At 39.6% G+C, this 14,225-nt stretch carries 6 protein-coding genes and 1 pseudogene; 4 read left to right on the top strand and 3 right to left on the bottom strand.

The annotated features are described in order from the left end of the window. Positions 1 to 74 precede the first annotated feature (74 nt). Complete coding sequence (locus HGR01_RS27730) at positions 75 to 4,424, bottom strand: amino acid adenylation domain-containing protein (protein ID WP_045874836.1); 4,350 nt, start codon at positions 4,422 to 4,424, stop codon at positions 75 to 77. 672 nt (positions 4,425 to 5,096) lie between these two features. Between HGR01_RS27730 and psbA the strand changes: the two are divergent. The 3 genes and pseudogenes from psbA to HGR01_RS27745 all read left to right on the top strand — a co-directional run bounded on the left by psbA (position 5,097) and on the right by HGR01_RS27745 (position 10,233). Next, a pseudogene (gene psbA, locus HGR01_RS27735) lies at positions 5,097 to 6,179 on the top strand (photosystem II q(b) protein). Positions 6,180 to 6,458: 279 nt separating this feature from the next. Next, a complete protein-coding gene (locus tag HGR01_RS27740) occupies positions 6,459 to 7,850 on the top strand; it encodes a malic enzyme-like NAD(P)-binding protein (protein WP_045874837.1) in 1,392 nt (463 codons plus the stop codon). Between the two features lie 349 nt (positions 7,851 to 8,199). Then, positions 8,200 to 10,233, top strand: coding sequence for an FAD-dependent oxidoreductase (locus HGR01_RS27745; protein ID WP_045874838.1), 2,034 nt, complete (start codon positions 8,200 to 8,202; stop codon positions 10,231 to 10,233). 50 nt (positions 10,234 to 10,283) lie between these two features. Here the strand turns inward: HGR01_RS27745 and HGR01_RS27750 are convergent, their stop codons facing one another. Both HGR01_RS27750 and HGR01_RS27755 read right to left on the bottom strand, forming a co-directional pair. Further along, positions 10,284 to 11,309 (bottom strand): ABC transporter permease, encoded by a 1,026-nt coding sequence (locus tag HGR01_RS27750; protein ID WP_045874839.1) that lies wholly within the window; start codon positions 11,307 to 11,309, stop codon positions 10,284 to 10,286. Between the two features lie 80 nt (positions 11,310 to 11,389). Further along, positions 11,390 to 13,039, bottom strand: coding sequence for an ABC transporter substrate-binding protein (locus HGR01_RS27755; RefSeq protein ID WP_045874840.1), 1,650 nt, complete (start codon positions 13,037 to 13,039; stop codon positions 11,390 to 11,392). Positions 13,040 to 13,505: 466 nt separating this feature from the next. Here HGR01_RS27755 and HGR01_RS27760 point away from each other — a divergent pair, with 466 nt between their 5' ends. Then, complete coding sequence (locus HGR01_RS27760; protein WP_045874841.1) at positions 13,506 to 13,829, top strand: hypothetical protein; 324 nt, start codon at positions 13,506 to 13,508, stop codon at positions 13,827 to 13,829. The last annotated feature ends 396 nt before the right edge of the window (positions 13,830 to 14,225 follow it).

The raw sequence follows: 14,225 nt of genomic DNA on the forward strand, positions 1-14,225 counted from the left end.
TTGTACAATTGCAAGCTTTGTCCCTTAATTTACTTGTACATCGTAGTTTTATCTAATATTGTTTCTTCATTACATTAGTTTTTAGCCATATTTTCACACTCTGAAATTGTTTTTATTATGTCTTTATCAAAACTCTTATCAATTTCGTATTTGGGAAGTTTAATGAAACTCTTATTAATAAGATAATCGAAATAACTTTGGAGCATATTAGCATTGATGGTTGGGCAAATTATGGAAGTATCTACAAGCATATCGAGAGTCTTACGACAGTCAAATACTGTAGAAGTTCTTAAGAAAATTTCTAGATATGTCATTTGGTTATTAAAAATATTTTCGGTAAACAGAGGAATAATTGGTTCTAATGCATTCTCTTGCTCAATATCTAATTTTAGCAATTCAGCTTGCCATTTATCATATGGTAAAATCCTAATGTAGTAGCCAAAATTTTGGATATTAGTAACAATATCATTCCAAAATAATGGATTAGGATTAACAATATGAAATACTTTTCCTAAAGATTTTCGCTGTCTTGATAAATATAAAATAGCTTTACTAGCATAGTCTATAGGAGTTAAATTAATCCATTGCTCCCAAGTAGGTGCAGATCCCATCTGAATCATGCCTTTGATGATTCTGTTTATCAAGTCATTAGTTTGAGAAACACCTGTTTGACTATGACCAGACATCATTCCTGGCCTATAAATACATGTAGGAATTCCTCTAGACTGAGCAGCAATTACTAGCTTCTCAGCAACCCATTTAGTTTGGGTATAACCCTGTTTCAGCTCGTAAGGATTATCAAGTTGTTCATCCTCTGTAATAGTCTTCTTGCCACGAAAAATAAGCGGCTTTAATACATCAATGGTTGAAATGAAGTGAACAGGGGTGGCTTTACCCTGGCTAGCTAACCTAAGAATCTCTTGAGTTCCTAACACATTAGTAGCTCGTAATGTATTGTATGGATAAACCAAATTTACAAGTGCGCCAGCATGATAAATTAGATCTAGTTTGTTACCTAACTCTCGGAAGTTTGCGCTAGTTAGTCCTAATAAAGGTTGTGACAAATCTCCTAAGATGGGAATTACCTTAGAACTTAACTTACTGTTTCCAAGTTTGTAACGCTCTAGATTAGTTTGAATTTTTTGCCGCCCATGCTCAATATTAGAGGCACGAACTAAGCAATAAATATTTGCCGGAGTTTGTTTCAGAAGCTCATCCAGTAAGAAAGCACCTAAAAATCCTGTTACTCCAGTCAAGAATATATGTTTTGGTTCATTTTTGGATTCAACAAAGGGTAGCTCAGGATAAATTGTTGGATCTAAAATTGCTTCTGTATATAAATCTATCTGATTTTCTGCCCCAAAATTAACATCACAATCTAAGTTCTGATTAGTATTAATTGCTTTAATTAATCCCGCTATCGTTGGTTCTCTAAGAAAGTAGGATAAAGATACTTTTACATGAGTAACCTCTTCTACTTGAGATAGCAGATGAGCTGTAACCAGAGAATGTCCTCCGAGTTCAAAAAAGTTATCATAAATACCTACTTGTTCTATTCCTAAAATCTGAGACCAAATTTCAGCCAGCTGTTGTTCTATTAGATTTGAAGGCGCAATGTATGCCTCTTTTAACATTGGGCGCTCTTTTTTTGGTTCAGGTAGCGATCGCCGATCAATTTTTCCATTTGTTGTCAGGGGTAGTGTTTCCATCACTACAAATGCTGAAGGAACCATATAGTGAGGTAATTTTTCCTTCAGGTAAGTCCGTAGTTTTAGACCCAATTTGCTTTTCTCGTTGACTTGAAGAGGATTATTAGCATAAGCACTTAATGGTTTTAACTTTAATGGTTGCTCTGGCAGGATAGGAATAGCCTTTTGCTCTATTATTTTTAACTGGCTTTGTAGTACAACGTCATACGTACCTGGTGCATTTAACTCAGACCAAGTTATATGGGCGTTATAGGGTAAATCTTGACTGATATTCCAAAATTCTTCTGGATGAACTCTAGTATATTCATGAATTTGCCAGAGTGTTTCCCTTAGCTGTCCTACAGTTGTTGCTTTACTGTTACTTGCTAGCAATTCCACTGCTTTCACATCTAGGAATACCCGTGCATTAGGTACATTAATAATCTTGAGAATTTTTGGCTGTTGCTCTTGAAGAAATTTGCAGATTAGTGGAATTGATAGTTCTTGTTGTTGCCAATCCCAACATAGAGGCTCTAAATCCTGATATGTATCAGCTTCTACATGAAGGATGACATCAAAGCGAAATCTAATCAGTTCATTTTGAGATTGACCTCGTTTGAGAAACGTTTGAACATGATTAATGCGGGGAATCCTCTGCTTCAGAGTGGAAAAGAAAGTAGGATGAAGTACTAGTTCTCTTTCATGCAACATTCGCTCCCGAACTATCTTTTGGAGTTGATTGCTAGACAGAGAAGCAATAGCTTGGCTGAGTTGAACTGCGGTATGAAAAGTTTCTAGTAACGGTAAACTACGAACATCACCTATAAAAATTTGCCCCCCTGGTTTGAGCAATCGAACAACCTTCTCAATAACTTGTAAAAAATAATCCACACTAGGAAAGTATTGAATTACAGAGTTAATAATCACGGTATCAAAACTGCCTACTTCTAACCCTTCAAGCTCATGGGCTGCACCCTCAGATACTTTCACATGTGACCAGTTTGGCTTGCTTTTGTTTAATTGCTGCTCAATATAATGGATAGCTTGTTTAGAGATATCCGTACCGAAGTAGTGGCTACAATGAGGAGCAATACGAAACAAGAGAAGTCCATTACCACATCCAATCTCCAATACTCGCTGAGGTTTTAAGGAGAGAATGTGCTTAACTGTTGAATTCACATATTCATGCATCTCATCAACTGGTATTGGTAGACCTGTAAAACTATCATTCCAGCTAATAAAATTGAAAGTTGGATCGACATCTTCATAAGGCTGACTATAAGTGGCATCCCATACATTTCTCCATTCTTGAAGTTGTTTAGTATATAACTGATCCATTGGCTTTAATTGTTCTAAATCATTGTGAGTTTTTGGAACAATATATGCAACCAGGCGTTTGTCTCCAAACTCACCATCTCTAGGAATGACTACAGACTCTCTTATTCCTGGATATTGGTTGATAGCTGCTTCTACTTCTCCTAATTCCACACGGAAGCCACGAATTTTGATTTGGTGATCTATCCGACCAAGGAACTTGAGGTTACCATCGGGCAAATAAACAGCTAAATCTCCGGTTCTGTAGAGCCGCACTTCTGTTTCTTGATTTAAGGAATGAAGAATAAACTTCTCAGATGTTAAATCAGGGCGATTCAGATAACCACGAGCTAGCCCAGAACCACTGATATATAATTCACCTGCTACGCCCATTGGAACAGGTTTGAGGCGATCATTTTTCCTACGTGATGGTACTTCTAATAAATAAATTTTTGTATTTGGTAGAGGACGACCAATAGATGGAATTTCGGTTGATCCTTTTCGGATCAAAGCTACTGTGGAATAGGTTGTATCCTCTGTAGGTCCATAAAGATTGAAGACTTGTTGAATATGCTCTAACTGATAAAGTTGTTGTACCAGAGCATTTTGTAAAGGCTCACCTGCCAAGTTAATAGTCTTTACAGAAGAGGGAATACCTTCCATGCGGAGCAATGCTGCGATCGCTGACGGTACAGTATTGATCAAAGTAACTTCCAATGCTGCTGGTAAGTTAGGTAACTCTAAGGCATTCTGAGCGAGAATTACCCTGCCACCACAACAAAGAGTGACAAACAATTCAAAAACAGACAAATCGAAGCAAATTGATGTGGAGGCTAACACTCCCTTTAATTGCTCAGGAGTAAAAAATTCTGTGGCCCAATCAATCAGAGCAATTGTATTGCGGTGTTCAATTGCTACGCCTTTTGGTATACCTGTAGACCCAGACGTGTAAATAACATAAGCAAGATTGTTAGGTCTTACTTCACTAATAGGGTTATCTATTGGCTGTTGAGCTATGTTCTGCCAATCGCTGTTTATATAGACAGTATATCCCTGATGTTGAGAAACTAATGCCTGTAAATGCTCTTGGGTTAACAGGATAGGAATTTGAGTATCTTCGATGATAAAAGCTAAACGATCTTTAGGATAAGTAGGGTCAAGAGGAATATAAGCACCACCTGCTTTGAGTATCCCTAACAACGCGACTACCATCTCTAGCGATCGCTCTATACAAACCCCAACTAAGGTTTCTGGTTTTACACCTAAAGTTCTCAGGTGATGTGCTAATTGATTGGCTTTTTGATTTAGCTCTCTATATGTTAATTGCTCATTTTGAAAAATAACCGCTACAGCATCAGGGGTTCGTGACACCTGAAATTCCACTAATTGATGAATGGAAATGTTTTTATGATCACTCAGCATGGATTTTTCCATCTAACCAAATTTTGAACTGGAAGTATTCAGAGTACTCAGTAGTACCCTTTTGAAGCTTGTGGCAGTGCAGACCCTAATTTTTAAAGTCAATTTATATCTTGACTGTTACTAACCGCTTGGTTTTTAATATTACATAAATAATCTAAGTAAAATTATTTGCAATATCAATTAAAAGCTATTAGATAAAATCGGTAGATACATTTTAAATGTGAGTTTTACTTAATAGCTTGAGTAATGCCACTGGATAAATTGTGAAACTATTTCTGAGAGAGTATCAGCCAGTTTTTACTGATTTTTCAGTAATTTTGCGTCCAGAGCAAACGTGGTTTGTGAAAAATACTTGAAGCCCTAATCTTGAAATATTAAAATTCTGCTGTCACAAGGGGTGGAGTAGTAATTGCAATCAAACTTTATAAAAAAAATATTGATCAATACAAAGAATTTATGTAAAAACTGATAATAAGAGCCGAGAAAATTTCCCCCTTGTTCACACCGTCTCCCTGGGAAATTGATTGAGTAATATTTATATGGTGTGAGGCAATGTCAGAGAGTCCCGGTAATTAGGGAGAAGGTATTTGGCAAAAGTCTTTGAAAATAGCTTTATTCTCAATTTTTACTGATTGAGAAGGTTAATTTTAGTGATTTATCAACAATACAGCCATGACCACAACTCTCAGAAGAGGCGAAAGCGGTAATCAGTGGGATCGATTCTCACAATGGATTACTAGCACTGAAAATCGGCTTTATATCGGCTGGTTTGGTGTGTTAATGATTCCCACCTTGTTAACTGCAACCATTTGCTTCATTATTGCCTTTATTGCTGCACCACCCGTTGATATCGACGGTATTCGAGAGCCTGTTGCGGGTTCTTTACTTTATGGTAATAACATCATTACTGATGCTGTTGTGCCAACATCCAATGCTATTGGTTTGCACTTCTATCCCCTTTGGGAAGCGGCTTCGATGGATGAATGGCTCTACAACGGCGGCCCTTACCAGCTAATTGTTTTGCATTTTCTCATTGGGATTTTCTGTTGGCTGGGCAGACAATGAGAATTAAGTTTTCGTTTAGGGATGCGTCCCTGGATTTGTGTTGCGTACTCAGCACCCGTAGCTGCGGCGACCTCAGTGTTCTTAATTTATCCCATTGGTCAAGGTAGCTTTTCTGACGGGATGCCTCTAGGTATTAGCGGCACGTTTAACTTTATGCTTGTATTCCAAGCAGAACATAATATTCTGTTTCACCCCTTCCATATGTTTGGTGTAGCAGGTGTTTTCGGTGGTTCTTTGTTCTGTGCAATGCATGGTTCTTTGGTGTCTTCCTCACTAGTTAGGGAAACAACTGAAATTGAATCGATTAACTATGGATACAGATTTGGTCAAGAACAAGAAACCTACAGCATTGTAGCGGCTCACGGTTATTTTGGACGCTTGATCTGGCAATATGCTAGCTTTAACAACTCTCGTTCGCTGCACTTTTTCTTAGCTGCTTGGCCTGTAGTTTGTATCTGGTTAACGGCTTTGGGTATTAGCACAATGGCATTTAACTTGAATGGATTTAACTTTAACCAATCAGTGCTAGATTCTCAAGGTCGTGTAGTTAGTACATGGGCTGATGTCGTCAATCGTGCCAACTTAGGTATAGAAGTGATGCACGAGCGTAATGCTCATAACTTCCCCCTAGATTTGGCTGCTGATGAATTCATACCTGTAGCTTTGCAGACTCCAGCAATGCATGGTTAATCTGAGATTAATATAAATTAATAGCGTTCTCGATTTAGAGAACGCTTTTTTATTGGCATTACAGATGTATTCACTATTACACAAGCTTTTGATAGCAGGGTTCTGTATTCTCTGAGTAGCAGTTAAGAACATGAGATAGCAAAAATATCTGAAGTTGCTGAGTATATTTACGAGCTTGCAATTAGTGAACAGTTAGTAAAATATGACATTTAAGATTTGCAATAGGTTTTTAATAATCAATTCAATATAAGATGTGAAATTTAAATTCTAAAAATCACAATGGCAGACCTTACTCCTAATTCTAGTTTTAGTTTGACTCTGCGCTTGCAGATTCCCAATCGTGTTGGGATGTTAGCTTCAGTTACCCAGGCGATCGCAGCTAGTGGTGGACTACTCGGACAAATTGATTTAATCGAGCAAACCCGCAAAGAGTCTACTCGCGATATCACGGTTGATGCAGCTAGCACTGAACACGCGGAAACCATTGTACAAGCAGTCAAAGCACTACCACATATTCACTTGCTCAGTGTGTATGACCGCACCTTTAATTTGCATCGTGGCGGTAAAATCAGCATCGCTAGCAGGATTCCGCTAAAGAGTGTTTCTGACTTAGCAATGGCTTATACGCCTGGAGTAGGTCGCATTTGTACAGCGATCGCTGAAAATCCAGATGAAGTCTATAACCTCACTATCAAAAAAAATACAGTAGCTATTGTTACTGATGGTAGTGCTGTTTTAGGTTTAGGAAATCTCGGCCCGGCTGCTGCTCTCCCAGTTATGGAAGGGAAAGCAATGCTGTTCAAAGAATTTGCAGGTATTGATGCTTTCCCCATCTGCTTGGCAACCCAAGATACTGATGAGATTGTGCGGACAGTCAAAAATCTCGCTCCGGTTTTCGGTGGTGTGAATCTTGAAGATATCGCCGCTCCGCGCTGCTTTGAAATTGAAAGAAGGCTGCGTCAAGAATTAGATATACCCGTGTTTCACGATGACCAGCATGGTACAGCAATTGTCACCTTGGCGGCGTTGTTTAATGCTTTGAAGCTGGTAAATAAATCACTAGCAGAAATCCGCATTGTGATTAATGGTGCTGGCGCGGCTGGGGTAGCGATCGCACGCTTACTCCGCAAAGCTGGGGCAGAAAAAATCTGGATGTGTGACTCTAAAGGGATTATCTCCACCAGCCGTACTGATTTGACTGAAGAAAAGCGCGAATTTGCAGTTAAAGCCCAAGGTACATTAGCTGGTGCATTGCAAGGCGCAGATGTATTTATTGGCGTAAGCGCACCAGGAGTTTTGACTCCAGAAATGGTGCAATCAATGACAAAAGATGCGATCGTGTTTGCAATGGCTAATCCGATTCCCGAAATTCAGCCAGAATTAGTGACAAACGATGTAGCTGTAATTGCTACAGGTCGCAGTGATTATCCCAATCAAATCAATAACGTTTTGGCTTTCCCGGGAGTATTTCGCGGTGCATTAGATTGTCAAGCTAAGACAATTACCACCACTATGTATTTAGAAGCTGCACATGCGATCGCATCTTTAGTAAAGCCTTCAGATTTAAATCGGGAACATATCATTCCTTCCGTTTTTGATGAGCGAGTCGCCTCGTCTGTAGCGGCGGCTGTGCAACAAGCAGCGCGTCAAGAAGGTATTGCTCACAGTTGATATTTTTGTGGGACGGACAATATGTCCGCCCCACTTCATCAAAATACACACAAATGTGATATCCAAAATATCTATATTCTGGAGTATTTACTCCAGTTAATAATTGCGCTATTGCAAATATTATTTTTCATTAACTTGCACTAAAAATCATATCTCCAAACGAACAAAAACCTTTTTTATTGCTATATTCCTGACTTACAGTTTGATTTTTTACCTTTAGCACAAATTTCCCAGTACCCAATCCCCAGCCCCTAATCCCTAATCCCTAATTTATTGCTGAAAAACTTGAGTAAAACATTACCCTAATGCTACCGTCTACAGGTGAAAAGGATTTGCAGGGATCTCCAATATGAAATGTAGACGAAAACTGGTTTATGGAAAGCATTCACTCATCAGTTTCAGCTTAATATCTGCTTTGCTTGCGCCTTATTCGGCATTAATTGCTGCACCACCGAGAAACCCAGATAAAACTGTAAATTGTGAAATATTAGTGGTGGGAGGCGGACTTTCGGGTGTCGCTACAGCTTACGAAGGTTTACTTGCAGGTAGAACTGTTTGTTTAACAGAAATTACCGACTGGCTGGGGGGACAAATTTCTGCTCAAGGAACCTCTGCATTAGACGAAAGACCGACTCAAAGAGCGCTGAAATTTTATTCTCGCGGTTATTTGGAATTACGCGATCGCATTCAGCGCAAGTACGGTAAACTCAATCCTGGTAATTGCTGGGTAAGTGACTCTTGCTTTTTACCCCGTGATGCTCACACCATTTTGACTCAGATGCTCAAAGATGCCGAAAACAAAGGCAAAGGCAAGTTGCAATGGTTTGGCAGTACAGTCATTAAAGAATTAGACATTAGTAGTGATGGGAAAATCATCAATAGTGCGATCGCTATTCAACATCAACCTGTAAAAGGCGCACTCCCTCTCAATACTTATCCTTTATCTCAAACCATTGAAGATTCTTATACTTACGCCAATTCATCCCGGTTTAGCAAAACAATTATCCGCTTTGTACCTAAAGCTAATCAACAAACATCTCCCAATTGGTATGTTGTAGATGCTAGCGAAACCGGAGAAATCATTGGACTAGCTGATGTTCCCTACCGATTAGGTATTGATGCTCGTTCCTACTTAGAACCTTCTGCTTCCAGCTCTGAAAACGACCCCTTTTGTCCTCAAGGCTTTACCTACACGTTTGCAATGGAGGCGACTAAGGAAGCACAGCCTCAGACAATGCCTGCATATTATCCCCAATATGCACCTTATTTCAGCTATGAATTGCAGAGGTTAGCAAACTTTGATTTAGTTTTTACTTACCGTCGGATTTGGAGTCCGACAAAAGGACAACCAACAAAATTTGGCGGTATTAATTTTACTGCTTCCTCACCTGGGGACATTTCCATGCAAAACTGGACATGGGGTAACGACTATCGCCCAGGAACGGCGGCTGATAACTTAATTTATACTCGCCAACAATTAGAAAGTACTGGACAGTTGCAGCCTGGTGGCTGGATGGGGGGACTGAGAACCGATACTCTAAGAAAAGGTGAAGAAAATGCCCTTTCCTATTACTACTGGCTAGTGGCTGGAACAACAGATTCCCAACTAGGAAACGGTGTCAAGCAGCCATACCCCAACCACCGTTTGTTAACTGGGCTAGATTCCCCAATGGGGACGGTATCTGGTTTGTCGAAATATCCTTATATGCGAGAAGGACGGCGGATTATTGGTCGTCCTAGCTGGGGACAAGCTTCTGGTTTTGGCATTTGGGAAATTGATATTTCTCGTCGTGACTACAATGACGAATATTACCGTAAGACGCTGCCAGCAGATATGTATAAGCAGTTAAGAGCAGCACTAGCAGGTTTAGAAGCAACATCGGTAATTTCTGGGCAAATTTCTCCAGATAAAGCCATGCGGCGAACTCGTTCTACTGTTTTCCCTGATGCTATTGGTATTGGTCACTATGCTATCGATTTTCATCCTTGTATGACCCAAAGCCCACCAGAAACACCTGGAAATACAGAACGTGCTGGTGAAAGACGCGGCGCAGGCCAAGCTTATCCTTTCCAAATAGCATTACGGGCGATGATTCCCCAAAAAATAGATAATTTAATCGTTGGTGGTAAAAGTATTGGTACTAGTCACATTGCTGCGGCTGCTTATCGTGTCCACTCCTTTGAATGGTCAGCTGGTGCGGCTGCGGGAACAGTTGCAGCTTTTGCCCTCAAAAATGCTGTAGCACCCTACCAACTAGTAGATGAGTTACCCAAATCCGAACCACAATTAGAAGCACTCAAACGTTTGTTGGAACAAAATGGCAATCCTACTGCCTTCCCTGACACCTCAATTTTTAATCAAAACTGGAACGATTGGCGGTAGCTGATTTCATCTATAGATCCCCTTTCTTCAAAAAGTTGGGGATCTCGAGCCTAATAGCGAATTCGCGGATCGACATAAGCATTTAAAATATCAATTAAAATGCTAGCGGTGACAACGATCGCACCAAAAAATACTAGTACTCCCTGAACTGTAGGATAATCGCGATCGGAAATTGCTTGATACAATCGGTTAGCTAACCCAGGCCAAGAAAATGTAACTTCAGTTAAAATTGCTCCACCTAACAAAGAAGCAAAGGTTAGCCCCAAAACTGTAATGACTGGAATTAAGGCATTTTTCAAAGCATGGGAAACTAAAATTTTATTTTCTGGAATACCTCTGGCTCTAGCAGCTTCTACATAATCTGCTTGTAGAGTTTGCTTTAAATTGACGCGCACTATGCGTTCAAAAATTCCACTCAACAAAATTCCCAGAGTCAAACTAGGAAGTGCAATATGGTGCAATGATGTGAAAAATTGACTGAAGTTACCAGCAAGTAAGCTATCAAGGGTATACAAACCAGTAATATGACTAGGAGCCGGAAGATTTGGCGGAAAGCGGTTAGAATTGGGAAACCAACGTAGTTGTACAGAGAAAATTAACTGCAGAATCATTCCTGCCCAAAACATCGGGAGAGCATAAGTAATAATTCCAAATAAACGTCCGCTAGCATCAACAGCGGTTCCAGGACGAGAAGCCGAAAGCGTCCCAACTAAAATTCCCACAATTAAAGCAACTGCCATACTACATACAGCTAACTCTACTGTCGCGGGAAAATATTGCCCGATAATATCCCCAACATTTTGTCCTCGGCTTGTTAAAGAAGTTCCTAAATCAAAGCGCAGTAGATTTCCTAAATAATTTAAATACTGTAACCACAAAGGTAAATCTAAACCTAGTTGTTTGCGTAATTCTGCTTTTGCACTTTCTGGCGCACGTCCGCCCAAAATTGCATCTGCGGGATCGCCTGGTGTTGCTCTGAGTAAAAGAAATACGATAGTGATAATAGTTAATAGCTGGAGTGGCGCTAATAGTAACCGCGAAGCAATGTAATATTGTAGAGCTTTGGATCGAGACATAATTTATTTATTATTTATTAGTCATTAGCCATTTATCCAACTAAGAACAAATGACTAATGACCAAGGACAACAGACGAAATTACTTTTTAATTGGCTTATAAACTAAATTTTGCGTGGGGTCAAGTTGAACATTGCTGACACCTTTTTGGGCAAATACATAATCTTTGTTTTGCCATAAAGGAACATAAGGCACATCAGTGGTAACTTGTGTTTGAATCTGGGTAAATATTTGCTTACGTGCCTCTAGATTTTGTTCTTTCCGTTGTTGATCAATTAGTTTATTGACAGCTTCGTTGTAATAGAAAGAACCTTGAGTTTGGCTTCCTCCATCTTCGCATCCCTTGGCAACAGAACCTTTTTGACAAGCTAAAAATGGTTGCACGTAATTATCTGGATCTAAAAAGTCTGGATACCAATCAAGTAAAGCTGATGGATACAAGCCCTTACCAATTTCTTTAAAGAAGGTAGCACCTTCCACAGTTTTGGCTTCCAGTACTAGTATGCCTTCCATTTTTTGATCGACTAGTGATTTTATTGTCTGTGCTGCCAAACTTCGGGTAGGTGAACTAGCGGGATACCAAACTTCTACTTTTGCTGGATTATCTTTAGAAAAACCAGCAGCCGTTAATAGTTGTTTTGCCTTGTCAACATTACCATCCCCATATTGATCTTTAAATAAAGGTTGGGAAACATTAAATGTTGTCGGAATCATGCTGTAAAGTGGATCAGCTTGATTAAACAAGACTCGCTGATTTAACAATGGACGATCAATTAGAGATGCGATCGCTTGTCTTACTTCTGGTTTATCTAAAGGCTTCTGATTGCGGTTCAGTACCATATAGCTGACTACACTACCTTGGGCGGTAATCGCTTGCCAATCTCCTTTTTTTGCGCCTTCTTCCAAGCTGCGAATTTGATCAGGTTGCAAAGAAAGATAAGCGACATCTACAGCACCTGTACGGAAAGCATTGAATAAATTCACTGGGCTAGTCTGAATTTGTACATTAACGCCCTGATTCGCAGGTTTTTCACCCCAATATTTATCAAATACATCCAAACGCAGCGAATCAGTACCATAGGCTGCTAATTTGTAAGGGCCAGTTCCGACAAATGTCTCTGGCTTAAATTTCCCTGCGCCCAACTCATAAGCTTTTGGCGAAACTGGACAAACCCCAGAAAATGCCAGTAGAGAAGGAAACGCTGCAAAAGGTTTTTTTAGCTTGATAGTTAACTCAGACTCGCTTGTAGCTTTGACTGAATCTACTGTATCCGCTAGTAAGAAGGAAGGTTTACCCTTATTCTCAATAAAACGTTTAATACTAAAAGCCATCGCTTCCGCATTAAAGGGAGTTCCATCGTGAAAAACTACTCCCTGACGCAAAGGAATGCTGTAAGTTAAACCATCTGCACTGACTTTGGGTAATGCTGTCGCCAGTTGAGGCTTAATTTCCGTACTACCTGGCTCATAAGTATAGAGGCGATCGCTCATATTAAATACTAAACCCAACGATGCCAATTCATAAGCATCAGCCGGATCTAGAGTTCTTGGCTTAGATGTCGTCCCGATAGTAATCCTGCCATCCCCTGTAGCAGAGTTCGGAGAACTAGTAGAAGTAGTTGTCTGTTGGCGAGGACTACAACTCACAACAAATAGTAAACATAGACAGAATAAAGAGAGGAATTGTGTCATCCTCCTCCATCGTCTAACTGGTAAGACAAACCTGGTCATGGAAATAAAATTATTGAGAACAATGGTGAGTCATTTTACTATAGGTTGGCGAATAGCCCACATCAAATAGCCAAGTTTATTGCCAAATTCTGGCAAAATTACATACTTACAGATTAAATTTTTATATCTTGCAAAAATTCATACTTATTAAAATATTGCAACATTAACTCATTTTTGTCGCAAATTTTATGAGTACCTAGTACTGCTACGTAGAATTGAAAATTAAAAATCAAAATTCTATTTAGCAAGACAGCGTCAGGATTTCATCGATTTGGCAGAGGTGTTTTAGTGACACTGTAATGTACTCAATAATTAAGCTGCTGAAGATCTAAATCAAACATTTTCCATTTGCTGTCTAGTTTGATTAATAAATATTAGATAAATATCAATATATATACATCAGCCATTGAAAAGATTGCGATATCGTAAACAGCAGATTGAGAGTCTAAATAGTAGGACTAAGAACGTGAAGTATTTCTTTTTATCTGAAGGATGGTCTGTCTCTAGAGTATGGGCATCTGATGGACTTTGGCAGATTACTGCATGGCGACGACAACCAGATATTCAGCAATTGAATATTTGTCTCATAGAAAATAACGAATTGTTGTGGCTTTATCGAGTTGAAGATGCCATTTTAACTGTAGAAGTAAAACCTACAACACCAGTTCCAGTTCAAAATACCATTGGTCAAGTAGTACTGAAGCGTCTGATGACAGCTGAACAGGTAATCGAACGTTTGGGTACAGCACAAGCCAAGTGTCAATTGCAGAACATGCAATCAGTTACATAGTAGCGACTGGCGATTGACAATAGGGGATCGGGGCTAAGAGGAGTAGCGGCTGGGGATGAAATTAGCAGAATTCCCTTGCCATTCTCATATTCCTCATCCCCCGAAGAATACGCAAATTAAATCTGTGACAGGCAGTTGTAGCAAAATTTCTTGCAGATGCTACGCGATCGCATCTATTTACACGCTTGCAAACCGTACCATCAATAGTTACACTTTTTAAAATATTCTCATTTTTGCTTGGCAATTGCCTAGCACGCCTGACTACCTAAATGCCTGAGAAGTACTTAACTAGTTCTACGAGAACAAGCCAAGGTTTTCGCAAGCAAACTCTTAGGTAAGTCGAGTAAATAGCGATCGTTATCCTGGGTAAAGACCGTTATGCGTGTCAGCATTGCC

This window comes from Tolypothrix sp. PCC 7712, from assembly GCF_025860405.1.
GTDB classification, from domain to species: Bacteria; Cyanobacteriota; Cyanobacteriia; order Cyanobacteriales; family Nostocaceae; genus Aulosira; species Aulosira diplosiphon.